Source organism: Bradyrhizobium barranii subsp. barranii (genome assembly GCF_017565645.3).
GTDB classification, from domain to species: domain Bacteria; phylum Pseudomonadota; class Alphaproteobacteria; order Rhizobiales; family Xanthobacteraceae; genus Bradyrhizobium; species Bradyrhizobium barranii.
In genome coordinates this window covers 638,828-657,046 of record NZ_CP086136.1, presented here as the reverse complement: position 1 = coordinate 657,046, position 18,219 = coordinate 638,828, and the positions used below count along the sequence as shown (strand labels likewise).

Annotated in this window: 15 protein-coding genes and 3 pseudogenes; 8 read left to right on the top strand and 10 right to left on the bottom strand. The window is 65.0% G+C overall.

All coding sequences use genetic code 11. The features are described from left to right. Positions 1 to 68: 68 nt before the first annotated feature. Positions 69 to 929: a DMT family transporter gene (locus J4G43_RS03235; protein ID WP_208083978.1), complete on the bottom strand. Its 861-nt coding sequence runs from the start codon at positions 927 to 929 to the stop codon at positions 69 to 71. A gap of 161 nt (positions 930 to 1,090) precedes the next feature. Here J4G43_RS03235 and J4G43_RS03230 point away from each other — a divergent pair, with 161 nt between their 5' ends. After that, complete coding sequence (locus J4G43_RS03230; RefSeq protein ID WP_408581455.1) at positions 1,091 to 2,449, top strand: aminotransferase-like domain-containing protein; 1,359 nt, start codon at positions 1,091 to 1,093, stop codon at positions 2,447 to 2,449. A 7-nt stretch (positions 2,450 to 2,456) separates the two neighbouring features. Here J4G43_RS03230 and J4G43_RS03225 read toward each other — a convergent pair whose 3' ends face one another. Both J4G43_RS03225 and J4G43_RS03220 read right to left on the bottom strand, forming a co-directional pair. Then, positions 2,457 to 3,071 (bottom strand): GDYXXLXY domain-containing protein, encoded by a 615-nt coding sequence (locus J4G43_RS03225; protein WP_208083976.1) that lies wholly within the window; start codon positions 3,069 to 3,071, stop codon positions 2,457 to 2,459. After that, the gene (locus J4G43_RS03220) at positions 3,068 to 4,339 is read right to left on the bottom strand and encodes a DUF2157 domain-containing protein (protein ID WP_208083975.1); all 1,272 of its coding nucleotides are present in this window, start codon (positions 4,337 to 4,339) and stop codon (positions 3,068 to 3,070) included. Before J4G43_RS03220 ends, J4G43_RS03225 begins: the two co-directional genes overlap by 4 nt. Before the next feature lie 183 nt (positions 4,340 to 4,522). Here J4G43_RS03220 and J4G43_RS03215 point away from each other — a divergent pair, with 183 nt between their 5' ends. Next, positions 4,523 to 4,720 (top strand): hypothetical protein, encoded by a 198-nt coding sequence (locus J4G43_RS03215; RefSeq protein ID WP_166346591.1) that lies wholly within the window; start codon positions 4,523 to 4,525, stop codon positions 4,718 to 4,720. Positions 4,721 to 5,132: 412 nt separating this feature from the next. Then, the gene (locus J4G43_RS03210; RefSeq protein WP_208083974.1) at positions 5,133 to 5,528 is read left to right on the top strand and encodes a VOC family protein; all 396 of its coding nucleotides are present in this window, start codon (positions 5,133 to 5,135) and stop codon (positions 5,526 to 5,528) included. Positions 5,529 to 5,545: 17 nt separating this feature from the next. Here the strand turns inward: J4G43_RS03210 and J4G43_RS03205 are convergent. The 4 genes and pseudogenes from J4G43_RS03205 to J4G43_RS03190 form a co-directional block, all read right to left on the bottom strand. Continuing rightward, a pseudogene (locus J4G43_RS03205) lies at positions 5,546 to 5,679 on the bottom strand (IS5/IS1182 family transposase); the annotation flags it as partial. 163 nt (positions 5,680 to 5,842) lie between these two features. After that, positions 5,843 to 6,799, bottom strand: coding sequence for a prolyl aminopeptidase (gene pip / locus J4G43_RS03200; protein ID WP_208083973.1), 957 nt, complete (start codon positions 6,797 to 6,799; stop codon positions 5,843 to 5,845). Between the two features lie 122 nt (positions 6,800 to 6,921). After that, positions 6,922 to 7,902, bottom strand: a complete 981-nt coding sequence (locus tag J4G43_RS03195; RefSeq protein ID WP_225004590.1) for a Bug family tripartite tricarboxylate transporter substrate binding protein — start codon at positions 7,900 to 7,902, stop codon at positions 6,922 to 6,924. 79 nt (positions 7,903 to 7,981) lie between these two features. Further along, positions 7,982 to 9,621, bottom strand: a pseudogene (locus J4G43_RS03190) (FAD-dependent oxidoreductase). A 116-nt stretch (positions 9,622 to 9,737) separates the two neighbouring features. Here J4G43_RS03190 and J4G43_RS03185 point away from each other — a divergent pair. Continuing rightward, positions 9,738 to 10,629 (top strand): annotated as a pseudogene (locus J4G43_RS03185) (LysR family transcriptional regulator). 25 nt (positions 10,630 to 10,654) lie between these two features. On the opposite strand, the gene J4G43_RS03180 reads toward J4G43_RS03185, so the two are convergent. From J4G43_RS03180 to J4G43_RS03170, 3 genes are all read right to left on the bottom strand, one after another. Further along, positions 10,655 to 11,125, bottom strand: a complete 471-nt coding sequence (locus J4G43_RS03180; RefSeq protein ID WP_225004588.1) for an ABC transporter permease — start codon at positions 11,123 to 11,125, stop codon at positions 10,655 to 10,657. Continuing rightward, positions 11,122 to 12,351 carry a 3-isopropylmalate dehydratase large subunit gene (locus J4G43_RS03175; protein ID WP_225004586.1) on the bottom strand — a complete coding sequence of 410 codons (1,230 nt, stop codon included), beginning with the start codon at positions 12,349 to 12,351 and terminating at the stop codon, positions 11,122 to 11,124. Before J4G43_RS03175 ends, J4G43_RS03180 begins: the two co-directional genes overlap by 4 nt. A 166-nt stretch (positions 12,352 to 12,517) precedes the next feature. Continuing rightward, entirely contained in the window at positions 12,518 to 13,471 is a 954-nt protein-coding gene (locus tag J4G43_RS03170; RefSeq protein WP_208083971.1) for a LysR family transcriptional regulator, read from the bottom strand. A gap of 294 nt (positions 13,472 to 13,765) precedes the next feature. Between J4G43_RS03170 and J4G43_RS03165 the strand changes: the two genes are divergently transcribed. From J4G43_RS03165 to J4G43_RS03150, 4 genes are all read left to right on the top strand, one after another. Further along, positions 13,766 to 15,394, top strand: coding sequence for a DUF6538 domain-containing protein (locus tag J4G43_RS03165; protein WP_028150837.1), 1,629 nt, complete (start codon positions 13,766 to 13,768; stop codon positions 15,392 to 15,394). 118 nt (positions 15,395 to 15,512) lie between these two features. Next, positions 15,513 to 16,187 (top strand): class I SAM-dependent methyltransferase, encoded by a 675-nt coding sequence (locus J4G43_RS03160; RefSeq protein WP_028150838.1) that lies wholly within the window; start codon positions 15,513 to 15,515, stop codon positions 16,185 to 16,187. Positions 16,188 to 17,307: 1,120 nt separating this feature from the next. After that, complete coding sequence (locus J4G43_RS03155) at positions 17,308 to 17,556, top strand: hypothetical protein (protein WP_049831783.1); 249 nt, start codon at positions 17,308 to 17,310, stop codon at positions 17,554 to 17,556. Continuing rightward, positions 17,553 to 18,194, top strand: a complete 642-nt coding sequence (locus tag J4G43_RS03150) for a hypothetical protein (protein ID WP_225004584.1) — start codon at positions 17,553 to 17,555, stop codon at positions 18,192 to 18,194. Before J4G43_RS03155 ends, J4G43_RS03150 begins: the two co-directional genes overlap by 4 nt. The last annotated feature ends 25 nt before the right edge of the window (positions 18,195 to 18,219 follow it).

Genomic DNA, 18,219 nt, shown 5'->3' with positions numbered 1-18,219 from the left:
ACCAGATGGAAGCGCGTTCGATCAAGGTCATCAACTTCAGACCCTGGTCGGGAACTGCGATCACCGCCTCAGGCATATCGCCGCGCGAAGAAGACGCAGACGACCACGAGTGCGGTCGCGGCGATCATGCTCCATGCGACCGGCTCTTGCAGCAGGAAGCCGGCGAGCGCGAGGCCGAAGAACGGCTGGAGCTGCTGCAACTGACCGACCCGGGCAATGCCGCCGACCGCAAGGCCCCGGTACCAGAAGATGAAGCCGACGAACATGCTGAAGACCGAGACGTAGGCGAGCCCGATCCAGGCGGGCACGCCGACGCCGCTCCACGTCGACGGCCAGGTTGAGATCGCGACCGGCACCATCAGCGGCAGCGCGAGCAGCAGCGCCCAGGAGATCACCTGCCAGCCGCCGAGGCGGCGCGACAGCGCGGCGCCTTCGGCATAACCGAGCCCGCACAGCACGATGGCCGCGACCATCAGGAGATCGCCGGTGAGCGAGGCCGAGCCGTCGTTCGACAGGGCAAAGCCCGCGACCGTGGCGCTGCCCAGCACAGCGAACGGCCAGAACAGCGGCTGCGGCCGCTCGCCACCGCGCAGCACCGCGAAGATCGCGGTCGACAGCGGCAAGAGCCCGATGAAGACGATCGAATGCGCGGAGGTGATGTGCTGGAGTGCGAGCGCTGTCAGCAGGGGGAAGCCGACCACGACGCCGATGGAGACGATGGCGAGCGAGACGAGATCCTTCCGCTGCGGCCGCGCCTGGCGGAGCAGGCCGAGCACGGCCACACCGATCAGTGCCGCGATGACCGCGCGGGCGGACGTCAGGAACAGCGCGGAGAAACCACCGACCGCCACGCGCGTCGCCGGCAACGAGCCGCTGAAGATGATGACGCCGAGAAGCCCGTTGCCCCAGCCACTGCCTGCAGATTGCATGTCCGTCTCGCCTTTTGGGTCACGATCATCGACCGTCGCCGGTGGCGAGACCAGCGACAATCCAGTACAATCCGGCAAAACTGTATGGATATGTAAGGTAATACACCTTGGGCGGCGAAGCGCAAACGAAGGGACGGGGCGGGACGCGGACCAGCGACGTGATGGGCGCGATCCGCGCCAAGGTCGCGACCCGCGCACTCGGTACCGGCGACCGCCTGCCGTCGATTCGCAGCCTTGCCGCGACAATGGGTGTTTCGCCGTCCACCGTCGTCGAAGCGTATGATCGGCTGGCCGCCGACGGCCTGATCCGCGCCCGTCGCGGCTCGGGCTTCTATGTCTCATCGGCCGTCACCCCGCCGCTGGCGCTGACCGAAGTCGAGCCCCGCCGCGACCGGGCCGTGGACCCGTTCTGGGTGTCGCGGCAATCGCTCGACACGGACGATGCCGTGCCAAAACCCGGCTGCGGCTGGCTGCCGCCGGAGTGGATGCCGGAGGCGGCCTTGCGCCGCGCCACCCGTGCGCTTGCCCGCACCGACGCGAGCGTTTTGACCAATTACGGCAGCACGAGCGGCTCTCCTGCCCTGCGCCGGCTACTGCTCGCGCGCCTCGCCGAAGACGCGATCGAGGCATCGATCAACCAGTTGATGTTGACCGGTTCAGGCACGCAGGCGACCGACCTGATCTGCCGCTTCCTGCTCCGTCCCGGTGACACCGTGCTGGTCGACGATCCCTGCTACTTCAATTTTCGTGCGCTGCTGCGGGCGCATCAGGCGAAGATCGTCAGCGTGCCCTACACGCCGTCGGGCCCCGATGTCGCGCGCTTCGAGCAGATCCTCGCGGCTGAGCGGCCGCGGCTCTACATCACCAATTCAGCGCTGCACAATCCGACCGGCGCGACGATCTCGCTCCAGACCGCGCACCGGCTTCTGACTGCGGCCGCCGCGCACGACCTCACCATCATCGAGGACGACATCTTCGGCGACTTCGAACCGGAGCGCTCGCCGCGCCTTGCCGCGCTCGACGGATTGAACCGAGTGATCCGCATCGGCAGCTTCTCCAAGACGCTGTCGGCCTCGGTGCGCTGCGGCTACATCGCAGGGCGAGCCGACTGGATCGAGCACCTCGTCGACCTCCAGGTCGCGACCAGTTTCGGCGGCCCGAGCCCGGTGGCGACCGAGATCATCGCAAAGGTCCTCGCCGGCGGCAGCTATCGCAAACACATGGACGAGCTGAGGCAAAAGCTCACGCGGACGCGCCGCGACGTCGCGCGAAAACTTCAGGCGCTCGGCATCGAGCCCTGGCTGATGCCTCGCGGCGGCTTCTTCCTCTGGTGCCGCCTCGCGGGCGGACAGGATGCTACCGCCGTCGCGCGCGCCGCGCTCGAGGAGGATGTGGTGCTCGCGCCGGGCAACGTCTTCAGCGTGTCGCAGACGGCATCGGACTTCCTGCGCTTCAACGTGGCGCATATGAGCGATCCGCGGATGTGGGACGTGCTGCGGCGGGCGCTGAAGGCCAAATGATCAGCGCCTAGTACAACGGCTCCTCATAGACCGGCTCGCCGTCAAGCAGCAGCCGCTTGATGGCGGCGCGGCCTGAGGGGAGTACGGCGGCGACGACGCGCAGCTTCTGCTGGTTGCGGGCTTGCTCGAGCTTCTTGCCCTCGCCTTCGGGCACGAAATAGCTTTCGAGACCGTATTTGATCGCCAGTTTCTCGCAGAAGACGCGCGGCCCCGAGCCGCAGGTTCCGCCGTAATAGGAGACGCGGCCGCGGATCAGCACTTCGGGAGCCGCGACCGTGACGGGCTCGGCATGCACCGAGACGGCCTCGTAGAGACCATTGGCATTCGGCGCGAGCTTGACGAACACGACGGGCTTGCGCTCGGCCGCCGGCTGTCCGGCGAGCGTGCCCGCCGGCAGTTGCGAGATATCGTAGCGAAGCACGACATAGTCGCCGCGCAGGAGATCGCGGGGATCGACCGGCTGCGTCTGCAACGTCACCTCACGGCCTTCGCGCAGGATCTGCATGCGATCGGCGACCATCAGCACCAGCAGCGCGCATTGAAGCAGGACGGCGACACCGAACAGCACGGCTTTCGGGATGCGCTGCCAGAGTTTTGTCACGGACGCGGTCAATTCCATCATCGCTGAGCCCTCGGCAGCGCGCGATTGAGCGCGGTGGCAAATACGACGGCAATCACACCGGCCGCGGCAAGGAAAGCCGAGCGGCGCAGCAGCGAGCCCTTTACCGCCCAGGTGATGCCCGCGATGACGCCGGCGATCCCGAGCCAGCCGGCGACGATTCGCGGACGCACATCATCGAGCACACCGGAGACGACGAGGCACAGCATGGCGCAGAGCAGCGCGGCATAGGCGAACCAGGGCTCGCCGGCCGTGGATGCCGGCCAGATCGGCGCCGCGAGCAGGACTAGCCCGATCGAACATGCCGCAAGGATTTCACCTGCACGCCTGGTGATGCCGGCGGACGCAAGCGCGAGGATCACGCCCGCGGCCCCGCACAGGATCGCCCAAAGCGGCTGGGCCGGCACCGTGCTGTTCCGGAAGCGGATGATGTCGTCGACCGTTGTCACCTCCAGGCAAGCGACGGCGGCCAGCGAAAACGCTCCGTAAATCGATAAAACGGTCCCGAGACGCCGCGCCCTCGGCAACGGCACAGCGGCGATCGCGAGTCCGGCGCCGAACAGCAAGGCGGCGCCGTTCGCGAGCACGAACGACGGCTGGGCACCGTCGAGCTCGAAGCGGAGCGACGTCGCGATCCACCACGGAAGCAGCGCGACCGCGACGAGATGGGCCGCCACGCGGGAATTCCATGCAAGCGCGAGCGCGGCGGCGATCAGCCAGACCGCCACGAACGGAAGATGCAGGACATCAGGCGCATCATAGTTGCGCATGCAGGTCCAGATGCAGGCCGCGACGAGGGCGACCGCAAGCGCGCCGCGCGATCCGGTCAGCAGGGCGGCGGCAAATGCTCCGATCGACCACAGCAGCATACCGCCGGCGAAATCCTCGCCGAGATGATACATCTGGCCGACCAGCGCGATGCCCGCGCCGAAGATGATCGCCCCGATGCTCGCGCAGAGATCGGCGAGAACCGTGCGGCCCGTCGCGGCGAACCACGCTCCGAGGCCGCCCGCGACGACCATGCCGGCGATCAGGATCGCGAACCGCAGCAGCCGCGCGATCTCCGTCCAGTGCGCCGCGACGAAGGCGAGGAAGGCGGCTGCGATCAAGAGGCCGCCGACGATGGCAACGACGACGGCGATGTTGATGCCGGGCGAGAGCGGCGGCAGCGCGCTGCGGATGGAGGTGGCAGCCGCCGGCGCGATCACGCCGTCGGCTTCCCACTGCGAAAGATCATCCTCGAGGCGCTGCCGGTAGGTTTTGTCGAACATCGTCGTGAAACACCTCGCTCCCTGCCGGCTGGCGGGATGCTGTTGGTCGGGCCGCGACGGTAGCAGGTTCAACCTGTCACCGCTCTGGTCGCGGGGGCACCGGGCGCGTGCCCCCGCTCGACAGCGGCTTCGCGTTCACGGTCGAACCGAGTAAGTAACCGGCCGTCGTGATGATGACCCGCCATGCAGAAACTGACGAACTCGAGGCAGGACGAGATCGACCGCACTCAGTTCGGCTTCATGGGTCAAGCCGTCCAGGATCACGAGCTGTACTTTGGTCGACAGCAACGCAGTCCCGATGGTCTGCGCGTTCCCGAGCGCGGGAACTTCCATTTCGCGGGCCACGCCCAGCGCCGCCGCCTCGATATCCAGCGTGCGTAGAATATGACATCCGGCGATTCATTGGTCGGATCGTTCAAGCGTAACCGCGCGCGAATTTTGATTTCACGCAACAATTCATCGCACGTGCTTGGGAATTCGAGCGTCGCAGCGCCCGACGAGAATACGGTGTTCATGACAACCCCTGTGAGGCGTCCGACACTCCCGCTATTGCCGAACAAAGGGCTCGTCATCGTTGGCCTTCCCGGATGCCGATCGAAAGACCGTATCGCCGGAAGAAAACGGACAACCTCTCGAAGGGTGAGAGCCTCTTGTGCGGGAAGGCGCCCCTTCGGCACCTGCGCGAGGTTATAAGGTCGTCTTCAAAAGGACGCAAGCTGGTCGGGACGGCGGGCCGTGACGACTTTGAACCTTCCGTCCCCACGTATCGGCGGTCTAACGCAAAGGGATTCGCATGCCTCCAACTCACGCACTGACGTCCATCCTTCCCTGCAACGACCTCGCCGCCTCGGAGAAATTCTACGCCCGGCTCGGTTTTACGCGCGCGGACGGCGACAAGCCGGCGGACGGTGAGGACAGCTATCGCATCCTCTCCGATGGAAAGGGTGGCCATCTCCATCTCACCGATGCCGTCGAAGGCTGGCTGATCAGAGGCCGCAACCCGTTCGGCCTCTATCTCTACACCGAGGCCGTCGACGAACTCGCGCGAGAGTTTTCGGGCGAGTTGGCCAACGGACGGGGGCCGGAGGACACGCCGTGGGGAATGTACGAGTTTGCGCTGTCGGACCCGGACGAGACCCTGGTCAGGATCGGCTGGCCGTCACGGCTCCGTCAGAACAAGCAAGCTTGAGCGGCGGAGAGGAAGGCCTAGGACGTGGACTCATTAGCGCCGAGCCATAGCCTGATTGAAGCGAGTTGGACGAAGCGGGATAGTTGGCGGCAAGCTTGTCAAAACGCGTCGCCACACGACGGCATTGCTTGATCCTGTTGAAGAAGCGCTCCGTGCTGATGCACGCGGACAATCGACGTGTCGCAGACGCTCTTCTTACGTGGAGTAGCAAGCACCCAGCGTGTCGATGATGCGGCCCCAGAGACCAGCCCGCCGCCAACGGATGATTCTCCTCTTCTGCGCCCGGATTTATTCCGACTTCGTCGTTGCCCTCTTCATAGTGCTGTCGCGAAGCGATCGGTGGCGCGCACCAGTTGATCGAGGATACCTGGCTCCGACCAGGCATGACCTGCACCCTCGACCAGATGGAATGCGGCATCAGGCCACGCCCTATGCAGCGCGTACGCATATCGGGCTGGACAGGGCATGTCGTAGCGGCCGTGAACAATGGCTCCCGGGATACCGCGGATGCGGTGAGCGTTGCGCAGAAGTTGCCCATCCTCCAGCCAGCAATCGTGAACGAAATAGTGGTTCTCCAATCGCGCAAACGCGAGCGCAAATTGGTCGTCGCCAAACGATGTCGAGAATGCTGGATTAGGCAGCAGCGTGATCGTTTCGCCCTCCCAAATAGCCCAAGCCTTGGCTGCCTCGAGCTGGATGGCTCGATCGTCGCCTGTCAGCCGGCTGCGATACGCCGCAATCATGTCGCCTCGCTCGCTCAGGGGTATCGGTGCCTGGAACTTTTCCCACTTCTCCGGAAAGATCTCTGAGACGCCGAACTGATAGTACCATTGCAGCTCCGCCTTGGTGACGGTGTAGACGCCACGGAGAACAAGCTCGCTGACGCGGTCGGGATGCGTTTCTGCATAAGCTAATGCGAGAGTCGATCCCCACGAGCCACCGAACACGAGCCATTTGTCGACGCCTGCAAGTTCACGCAAGCGCTCGATGTCCGATACCAAATGCCAAGTCGTATTCGCTTCGAGCCCCGCGTACGGAGTTGATTGCCCACATCCTCGCTGATCGAAGAGCATGACATCATATCGATTGGGATCAAACAGACGCCTATGTTCAGGGGACAAACCTCCGCCCGGTCCGCCGTGCAGGAAGACCGCCGGCTTCGCGCCCGGCGTCCCCACCCGTTCGTAATAAACCCGGTGACCTTCTCCAACGTCGAGGGTGCCAGTGCTATAGGGCTCGATGGGTGGGTACATGGACCTCAACTGACTCATACGGCCTCCGATTGGCACCACGAGGTTCGATTAGCACGCCGCGATCATGGTGGTTTCGGTTATAGGAGCAAAGCGGACGAAGCCACCAGTCACATGTCGCACCGGGTTTATAGGTACGCGGCCTAGTTCGCCTTGATGCCGGCCTCGCTGATGAGCTTGCCCCATTTCGTGCTCTCGCTCTGAATGAAGCGGCCGAACTGCTCCGGCGAGGTCGGCGCGGGCTCTGCGCCGAGGGTCCGGATCTTCTCGGCCACCACCGGGTCTTTCAGGGCTTTTGTGAAAGCCTCGTTCAGCCTGCTGATGACGTCCGCGGGCGTGCCTGAGGGAGCAACGAGCCCGAACCAGCCTACGGATTCAAAGCCCGCAATACCGCTCTCGGCAAGGGTTGGCACATCGGGCAAGGATGGGAGGCGACGTACCGAGGAGACGCCGACGGCGTTGAGCTTGCCTTCGAGAATCAGTTGCCTCGATGCGGGGATATCCAGCACCGCGAAGGGGACGTGTGCCGCAAGGACATCAACCGCCGCCGGCGCCGTCCCGCGATACGGAACGAGCTCCATGCTGATCCCCGCCTTCTGCGTGAACAGCGCGGCCGTCAGATGCATCGCGGTCGAATTGCCGCCATGTCCGATCGACAGCGCGCCCGGCTTCGCCTTGGCGAGCGCGATCGTCTCTGCGGCATTGTGCGCGGGCACGTCCGCGGACGCGACCAGCACAAAGGGAATTTCCGCCAGCAGCGTGATCGGCGCGAGATCCTTTGGGTCGAACGGCATCGACGAATTGAGGTGCGGGTTCACCGTCAGCGCGCCCGCCGGCGCGACACCGAGCGTGTAGCCGTCGGGCCTGGCCTGGGCCACCGCCGCCATGCCGATATTGCCCCCTGCCCCGGCGCGGTTCTCGATCACCAGGCTCTGCTTGAGCTCGGCGGTGACCAGCGGCTCGAGCGCACGGATGACGGTGTCGGCGCTGCCGCCGGGCGGAAAGGTCACGATGATCTTGATCAATTGGTCCGGATAGGCTGCGCGGCCGGCTTCCAGCGGCAACACGGCGAAAGTCGCGGCCGTCAGCGCGACCAGAATGCGGCGCCTTGCAACGTGAAACAATTTCTCCTCCCCCATGACGTATTCTTGTTTGTAGGCACGACCAGGCTGCCGTGCCGTCGGCAGGCAGCCTGCTGTTCGATCACGCCGCAGCACCAGTGATGCGCGCAAGCAGGCCTTCTGGATTTTCGGGCGCGGCCTGCCCGCGCCAGGCGATGTGCTGGTCGGGTCGTGCCAACACGAGCTTCTCGGCATAGGCCCCGTTCGTCTCGTCCGGCGCGATGTCGACCAGCGCGAGCGGCATGCCGCGCTGTTCTGCGGCAGAGAGCAGCCGCGCCACATCGATCGCCGGGTCAAGCCGCAGCAACGTATAACCCGATCCGAAGGCATCGTAGAGCGATCGTCCGTCGCGCAGGAAGACATGCGGCGCCCGGGCGCCCGGCACGGTGGAGGGCGTAAAGCTCCCCATCGCGTAGGCCGGCGGGGTTTCGCCGTCATAGGCGATGATCGGCGAGGCATCGTAATAGTAGCCGAAGTTGAGGCCTGCGCAGCAATATTGCTGCACGTTGAGATCGTAGGCCGCTCTCGCAAGCGAAGCGCGCGCCGCGTGGCCGCGCGGCGTGTCATTCTCGATCTCCGCGGACACGCCGCCGCGCTGCGCCATCATCTTCATCGCGTGATCCATGGCAAAGCGCGACACCTGGTCGGTGATGGGCTGGCGCTCCGCCTCATAGGCATCGAGGATCGAAGCCGGCGCCCAGCCGTTCAGATGCGCCGCCAATTGCCAGCAGAGATCGACGGCATCAGCAATGCCCGCATTCATGCCGTAGCCCGCATAGGGCATCCACAGATGCGCGGCGTCGCCGCAGATGAAGACCCTGCGGTCGCGGAAGCGGTCGGCCACGAGCCGGCGCCCGACCCAGTCCTCCTTGCTGAGGATCTTGTACTCGAACCGCTCGTCGACGCCGAGGATGGCGCGGATCGACCAGTCGCGATCGACCGAGTCGAACTCAGGCTCATCGGGCCTCAGATGATTATGGATCAGCCAGCGGTCGTGGCCGTCGATTGCAACCGTCGTGCCGGAGCGGCGCGGGTTGAGCGAGAGCACCATCCAGGCCGGCTTGTGCGCGCCCATCAACTCCTTCAGTTGCGGCGCCTCGATGAAGGTCGATTGCACCCGCTGGATCACCGGCGTGCCGGACAGGCTGGCGCCGATCGATTTGCGGACCAGCGAACGGCTGCCATCGCAGCCGACCACGAAGTCGGCTTCGATGCGGAGCGCGTTTCCACGGTCGAGGTTGCGACCTAGCGCGACCACACGATCGTCGTCCTGCTCGATATCGGTGATTTCCGTGCGCGCCAAAATGGTGATGCGCGGCTGAGCGGCCGCATGGCTGAACAGGATCGGCTCGAGATAGACCTGGTTGATCCGGTGCGGCGGCTCCGGCGTCGGCCACCAGGTGTCGGGGCCGCCGGTGGCGCTGTAGCGGCGCGCGCGCGAGGGAATGTCGATGCGACACAGCTCGATACCGGTCGCCGTGGTCCGGTAGGAGCAATCGTTCCGGAAGTCGGCGGGCAGGCCCGCGTCGCGCAGCTTTGCGGCGACGCCGAGCCGGCGGAAGGTTTCCATCGAGCGCGCCGAGACGTGATTGCATTTGACGCTGGGCGGATCGCCGGCGTGGCGGATCTCCGCGACGACGACGTCGATCCCGCGCGAGGCCAGATCCATGGCCGCGGTCATCCCACGGGCCCGGCGCCCACGACAAGCACCTGTGTCCTCATGCTCGTTTCCATCCCCTTGCATCATCGCGGATTCGTTGCCCGCGCAGCATGCATTTTATTGCAAGGCCTCTTATGCGATAAGTCGGAAAGAACTCATCAATTCATGAGAATTCGCTATGAATGTCACCTTGCGACAATTGCGGGCCTTCACCGGCGTGTATCGCACGCGCAGCATCACGCGGGCCGCGCGCGAGCTGGGCATCACGCAATCCGCCGCGAGCCTCCTGATCCAGCAGCTCGAAGTGCAGCTCGGCGTCAAACTGTTCGACCGCTCCACGCGTTCGGTGCAGCCGACGCTGGCCGCCGACGAGGCCTTTCACGCCGCCGAACGAATGTTGAGCGATGCGCTGGGCCTGTCACGGCGCATGCATGACCTCGCGCAGGCCCGCGCCGGTCGCGTCGCGTTCGTCGCGTCGGCGGGCCGCTTCGGCATTGCTGCCGCAGGTTCTCGCGAAGTTCCGCGCGGCCCACCCCGAGATCGACATCGACATGCGCGACGTCGCCGCCGACGACCTCGTCCCGCGCCTGATCGCAACCGATGCCGAGTTCGCGATCGGCAGCGTCGAGGGTGAGTTCGCGGAGATGACGATCGAGACGCTGACCCGCGGCCGGCTGAGCGCGATCGGCCGTCGCACCGCCGACTTCGCCGCGCGGCGCGCGCTGACATGGGATGAGCTGGCGCAGCTTCCGACCATCGCGATGCGGCGCGAGACGCGGATCCGCATGCAGATTGATCAGGCCCTCGGCGCGCAGGGCAAGCACCTTTCTCCAACCTATGAGGTCACGCTGATCAACACCGCGCTCGCCATGACAGCCCAGGGGCTCGGCCTCGCCATTCTCCCCGCAACGATGCTGCCCGCCGATCAATTCCCGACGCTGATCGCAAGACCGCTGATACGCCCGGCGATCACCCGCCCGGTGTCGCTGCTGCAGCGTCAGGGACGGACACTATCGCCGGCGGCGCAGGCGTTTGTGGCGACGGCTCGGACGGTGCTGGCGGGGCCGTAATCAACGCCGCAGGCCGCGGCTCGGGCTACTCCGCGAGATTATGCTGCTGCCAGCGCAACAGATAGGCCTGCAATCGCCAGATCAACGCGGACAGCGCGACGCCGACCAGCATCAGCACGACGACGGCGACCATCATTCCCGATGCCTCCGCGCGCGCCTCGGATTCGATGATCAGGCGGCCGATTCCCCGTTCCGCGCCGATGAACTCGCCGACGATCACGCCGATCAGGGCGAAGGAGATCGCAGGCGTCAGCGAGGCGAAGACCCAGGCCATGGTCGAGGGGATGACCACCGTGCGGGTGATCTGCCACTCGCTGGCGCCGAGTAGCCGCGCCGCGTTGACAAAGCCCTCGTCGATCGAGCGCGCCCCTTCGAACGTATTGAAGAACACCAGGAAGACGACCACGATCCACGACGTGACGATCTTCGAGGTATCTCCGATGCCAAAGGCCAGCACGATGATCGGCGCCAGCGCGATGCGGGGGATCGAATTCACCGCCGTGATGAACGGCTGGAAAAGCCCGCGTCGATGAAGATCCTGTCGAGCCCCTCGGCCATCGCATCGCGCCTGACGGTCTCCGACCCCGGCACGACCCAGGCCCGTACGCCCGGCGCAACCTTGCGGCCACGCGCAATTTCGGCCGCGGCGCGCAGATCGCTAAGGCGGCTGTTGGTGCAGGAGCCGATGAAGACCCAATCGACCGGCGTGCCGGCGATCGGCGCACCGGGCTTCAGGCCCATATAGTCGAGCGCGATCTCGATCGCGCCGCGGCGCGCGGGATCGGCGATGTCTGCTGGATCCGGAATGCGGCCATCGACACCGAGGACGTGTTCGGGACTGGTGCCCCAGGTGATCTGGGGGATGATGGTTCCGACGTCGATCGACACCTCGCGATCGAACATTGCATCGCTGTCGCTCTGCAGCGTCCGCCACGCCGCGACGGCGCGCTCCCACATCTCGCCTTGCGGCGCATAGGGACGACCGCGGATGTAATCAAACGTTTTGTCATCCGGCGCGATCAGCCCCATCTTGGCGCCGAGCTCGACCGACAGATTGCAGATGGTCAGCCGCCCTTCGATCGGCATGTCCCTGATCGCACTGCCGGCATATTCGACGGCATAGCCGGTGCCGCCGGCGGCGCCGACATGGCCGATCAGAGCGAGGATGAGATCCTTCGCCGTCACGCCGAACGGCAGCCGGCCGTCGAACGTCACCCGCATGGTTTTGGGCCGGCGCTGGATGATGGTCTGGGTCGCCAGCACGTGCGTGAGCTCGCTGGAGCCGATGCCAAAGGCGAGCGCGCCGAGCCCGCCATGGGTGCAGGTGTGGCTGTCGCCGCAGACGATCAGGCAGCCGGGCAGGCTGAGGCCGAGCTCCGGCCCGATGACATGGACGATGCCCTGCCCGGGCTGGTCGAGGTCGAACAGCCGGATGCCGCTGGCCGATGTCTCGGTCCGCAACGCCGCCAGCAGCTCCCACCCGGTCTTGATGGTGCCGGCACGCCCCGACGCCGTCGAAATCGCATGATCCGGCGTAGCGAAGGTCAGTTCGGGATTGTGGACCGGAATGTTGCGGCTTTTGAGGTTGATCAGGCCGGCGGAGCCGCCGAGGTCATGCAGCAGATGGCGATCCACGTGAAGCAGATCGGTATCATCGCTGACATGGGCGATGACATGCTGGTCCCAGATTTTGGCCAGCAGCGTGCGACCACGCGTGTCCACGATCCGTCCTCCCCTGTTCGGCATCTGATGTGCCGTGTTGCCGCCGATCATGCCGACCGGCAGCGACCTTGGAAAGCAGGATAGAAGTCCGTCGCAGAAATGTGCAGTGACGGTTGGGCAACCCGCCATCGCGGCCGGCGATGGCGGGCCTCTCGCACGAGCGAGGCTAGCTTCGGCCGCGCACGACCGTCAGCCGGTCGGAGACACCGCCTGTGGTGAGACGCGCATCATCATGGGTCCGCAAATGCTCCACCAGCAGCTTCGTGACCGAGGGCAACGACTTGTAATCGCGCACGCCGATGACCAGGTCGCGGCGCGCCCAGGACTCGTCGAGCGGGACGGTGACGAGGCTGTCGACGCCGTAGCGGTCGCGAACGATCTCCAGCGGCACGATGCCGACCCCCATCCGCGCATCGACGACGCGGAACAGCGCATCGAAACTGCTGACGCGGATTCGCACCTTGAGGTGCTGCCCGAGTGCCGCGGCGGCCCTGACGCACAGCGTCTCGATCGAGCTGCCCTTCTCCAGGCTGACGAAGTCGAAATCAACCAGCTCGCGGAAGCGAACGCTGCCGCGGCACGCCAGCGGGTGGTCGCGCGTGACCAGCGCGACCAGGCTGTCGCTGCGATAGGACAGCAACTCCAGATCCTGTCCGTCGATGTTGCCGCCATAAATGCCGATGTCGGCCCGGTTCTCCACCACCGCGCGCACGATCGCGGGGCTGAGATCCTCCTCGATGTCGATGTGGACCAGCGGATGCCGCTCCAGGAACAGGCTGAGCTCGTCCGCCAGGGCTTCGAGGATCGCGGATTTGTTGGCACAGATCCGGATCAGCCCGCGCTTGCCCTGCCGGTATCCGGTCAGCTCGCTCTCGAGCTTGCTGAGGTTGCCGAGGATGATGCGGGCATGCTCGAGCAGGGCGAACCCGGCAGGTGTCGGCTCGATCCCTTTCGAATGGCGATGCAGCAGCTCGACCTGGAACAGGTCCTCGATATCCGAGACGCGGCGGCTGACCGCGGACGCCGCGATGTTCTTCTTCTCCGCCGCCTTCGCGATACTCTGCTCCTCGACGATCGCCACGAAGAGCTGCAACGTGAGGAGATCGATTTTGGCCGTCATCCGTCAGATCCTCGACCGGGCCCTCGCTAGGGGGCCATTGTGGAGAAGCTTGGCGGCCGGTCGCAAGTGCGGTGTCAGATTATGGTCCCCCGGGGACGACACCAGAGGCTGCCGCGACGCAGAGAGGCTGTCTTTGACGGGGCTTTCTCAAAGCCGTTTTGATATGGCGGAGAGGGAGGGACTCTCCCCCGCGTGTGCGAAAATCCCCGGTAAATACAAGTTTATCAGTGTTTTTGGGCGTTCCTTGAGCCGTCGGTTCTACACCGAGGGTCTACACCAATGGGAACGACCAGAATGCCGACCCCTTTCCGGCCCACGAAGGCCAGCGGCAACGAGCAGAACGTCTACTGGATCCGGAAGAAGGTCCCGAAAAAGTACCGCGCCCTGGTCGGCAAGACCGAGGTCTGGCGGTCCCTGAAGACCACAGACCGACGGACCGCCAACGCCAGGATCGCGGTCGCCTCCGTCGAGCTGGAGCGCGAATGGGAACTTCTGGCGCTGGAGGCGAAGCGAGGACCGAAGGCCCCCCAAGTGGGTTTGGCGCATCAGGACCTGTTCGCGATCCAGCGCGAGACGCACGTCCGGATCCGCGACGCCCACATCGCCGAGCCCGGCACGGGATTCGGCGCCCTGAGGTGGCTCGCCCTCACGGAAAACGACGACGATCCGGGAGCCGAAGAGGCTCTCGATCACTGGGCGCGCGAGGTCCTGACCCGTGAACTTGGAGGGTCGCCGGCCGAGGCTCAGGTCGAAAAGCTGAAGCCCCTTCTCGCCGAAGCGAGGAAGGGTGCCTACGGCGACGTCTTCCGCGCCTCGAAGGGCGACTACAAGGAGAGCGCAAAACTCGGCGAACTGCCCAAGACGAGGACGAAGCCCAAGGTCGACATCATGGAGGCCTTCGAGCTCTACTGCAGCCAGCCACGTATCAAGGGCGGCCTCGACGGGCCGACGGCCAAGCGCTGGCGGCCGGTCATCGAGCGTTTCATCGAATGGATCAAGCACCGGGACCTCGCGCGGGTGACGCCGCAGGACGCGGTGCGCTGGCGCGACTACATGATCTCCCAGGGTATCGCTCCGAAGGCCGTACGCGACGTCTGGCTGGCGGCGCCACGGTCGGTAGCCACCCACATGCTCAATGCGCTGCGGCTCGAGATCAATCCGTTTGCGGGGATCAAGGTCGAGGGCGTCAAGGCCTGGAAGGAGGACGACGAGCGGGGCTTCGATCCGGACCAGGCGCTCACGATCCTGTCGGCGACGGTCGCGACGCCGTCGCACCTGACCTCCGCCGAGATGAGGGCGGCCAGGCGCTGGGTGCCTTGGATCTGCGCCTACACCGGTGCCCGCGTCAACGAAATCACCTCGCTTTTGCCGTCCGACGTCCAGCAGATTCTCGGTCATTGGTGCTTCGTGCTGAGACCCGAGATTACGAAAGGAAAGCGGCTGCGCCGCGTGCCGGTCCACAAGCATCTGCTCGACCAGAAGTTCATGGTCTACGTCGAAGCACGCCGCAAGCTCGACAAGCCGCTGTTCTACGATCCCGACCGCGCCCGCGGAGGAAAGGGAGCCAATCCCCAATGGCAGAAGGTGGCCGAGCGGTTGGGCGATTGGGTGCGCGATACGCTCAAGATCACGGGCGTACAGCCCAATCACGGCTGGCGCCACCTCTGGCGCGAAATCGTGCGCGGGACGAAGATGAAGCCGGAGTTGTGCGACTACATGTGCGGCCACGAAAGCAAGAGCGGGACGGGGGCGCGGTACGGCAAACGAAAGGTGCCTGTGCTTGCGAAGGAGCTGGCACTATTCCCCAGGTTCAAGGTCCCTGCCTTGAAGCAGCCGCAGGCGGCTCTCAAGCGGACGAGGCGCTCACCGCAGCAGATCGCCGCGGACAAAGCCGAAAGGGCGGCTCGGCGCACGGCCGCCTGACGGCCCAGCGACAAAGCATGCTTGGGCAAGACCCGGGACGCAGCCGCTCTGCGTCCGCCTTCGCGGCGCGAGACGGTTCGTGCTAGTCATCAGGGGACCGAGACAGCGACGGCCCGCCTTGACAGCCACGACCATTTCCGACCCCCAATCCTTCATCCGAGCCAACACCCGGCTGCGGTCGGTGCCGCTGGTGCCGGAAATCGCGGTCTTCCTCGCCGATGAATCCTTGCCGCTCTGGCAGCAGACCGAGAACGAGCTCAACGAGGCCGGCCTTCCCCCGCCCTTCTGGGCCTTTGCCTGGGCGGGCGGTCAAGCGCTGGCGCGCTACCTGCTCGATCATCCCGATACCGTGCGGGGTCGGCGCGTGCTCGACATCGCTTCTGGCTCCGGACTGGTCGGCATCGCGGCGATGAAGGCGGGCGCGGTCGGGGTGACCGTGTCCGACATCGACGCCTTCGCGATCGCGGCGGCCGAACTCAATGCGGAGGTCAACCAGGTCCACCTCACGTCGTGCGGCAAGGACGTGCTGGACACCCAACCAAATGAACGATGGCAGACCATCCTCGCGGGCGACATTTTCTATGAGCGGGACACCGCCGCGCGTGCCTTCGCATTTCTGGCCGACCATGCGCGCGCCGGCGCGACCATCTTGATCGGCGACCCCGGCCGTACTTTCCTTCCGAAGGCAAAACTCGTTCGACTCGCCGACTATCGCGTACCGGTGACCCGCGACCTAGAAGACGCCGAGATCAAGCATACGGCGGTTTGGACCATCTCGCCGGATTCTCTGTAAGTTGCGTCGCGCGGCGTCAGTCGTGGTCTCGACGAACTCAGGCGCGCAACAGCGCAAGCACCATCAGATCGAAGGCGGCGTCGAGGTCGCCGCGTTCGAACGCGGCTTCCAGATGTTGCCTAGCGCTGATCGGTGGAAGAGTGGTCGGAAACGAGGAACGTCGCTTCGTGAAGATCGGGCAGGATCGGCCGCAGCACAGGATCGGGGTCTCGCGGTCGTGCCGCGCGGCAGCACCAGGTCTACGAAGCCTGTCGCGCAGTCACCCCGAATGCCGGAGCGTTCGACGCCCGGAGCTACTCGCGGCGAGAGCAAAGCGCTCCGGCCCTCTTCGCGCCAGGCCGAATCCTGCGGCGCCTGGCCGTCGGTTGACGGCCAGGTTGTTCGCTGCGGCTCGCCTCGATTGCCGGTGCAGCCATGCTTCGGCCCCGGCCGCCCCAGCCGGTCGAAGAACACGCGTCCGTTGTGGGGCTCCGACACCAGACGGTGGTTGAGATAGTGGGACTCCCTTCCCCGATGCCGCGAATTCGCGAAAACCGCCGAAAAATAAGGATTTCTATAACGCCCGGCCGAGTTTTGTGACCACCGCTGTGTACCACCTGGTCGGCCGATTCGGCCTTCAATCTCGGTCGATTTCGAGGCGTTCGAAGTCGCCGTCTTAGAACACTTTTTAGAGGTTACGTGGTCACACTCAACCCCTCGGAGGGCCTTCGAGAACGCTTCTGCAAGGAAGCCGACGGCCAACGCGATGATCCCGCCCGCGATAGCTCCCGTCAGGCGTGGATGACGACAGTCTCCGTTACCGTCGAAGGATTCAGACTGCCGCTGCCAGTCACTATCGTGATGGCAGCCCCTGATGGGCCGCTGAGAGCGCCTCCGGCGAGGCCGGCGTTGGCGCGGCTGGGCCGCCGCCGAATAACGGTTTCCCATGACGAATCCGCGAAAGGATATTCAAGAGGTTCGCGCTCATCCCCGCGCCGACCGCAGGCGATCACGGTGCCGATCGCCGCATATTGCATTTCTCACCTCGCTGAATTATGAAGTGCCTAGGGGAAATGCAGTCTCCCCTTGAGGCTCCGGTCCAAGAACTGTGCATCGCTCGACTTGTCGAGGAATTGCACACATGGACGAAAACTGGCCTCCCATTCCTACCAATGACTTTCTTCTGCCGTCTGCTTCTGAGCGGACGTCTGCAGATGACGATCCGCCGCAAACGGCGTTGACGAAATCTGCCGAGTGCTCAGCCGCCTACTACCGCAATAAGACAGAAGTACGCGACGGGTTCCTGATCGCGCTGCGCGCAATGGAGCTTGCCGATTTCGAACAACATTCCGAACCGGTAACGCTTCCCGTAGGGAGCGCAAAGCCGTGAGGACGCGCTATTTCCCCTGCCTGCTCCCGATCTGCATGCTCTTGTTTGCGTGTGGACCGACGGCATCGCATCCTTCGGCCGATACGGTCACATTCGATACGTCAGAACGGCTTGCCGATTTTGATTTTGGCGCCTTAGGCGACGGGGGTCCGCCGAAATGGTCGATCATTGATGACGACGCCGGTCGAGGATTGGCGCGGACCGCATCCGAGCCAAGCGAAAGCCGCCTAGCGTTCGCCTTTTACCGGCACTTCTCCGGACGTGACGTCTACGCGTCGACGCGCTTCCTGACCAACGGCAAGAACGACCCCGCGGCCGGTCTGGTCGTTCGGTTCAGATCGCCTGACGACCACTACGCCGTACGCGCTGACGCGATCGAGAATAGCGTCACCCTGTACCGCATCGCCGCCGGACGGCGCGAGGTGCTCGGAAGCATGGACATCGGCGTGTCGGGCGAGGCGCGGCATACACTTGGTATCGCGGCGAGCGAGGACCGCTTCACGGTATTTTTCGACGGCAAGGAGCTTTTTGTCGCGACCGACAGAAGATTTCCGGGCCCACCCGGCAAGGTCGGCCTTTGGACCCAGGCCGACAGCACGACCCTGTTCGAAAGCCTCCAAGTCTCATCCCTCCATTAGCTGGAAACCCAGACGACCAAAGGAG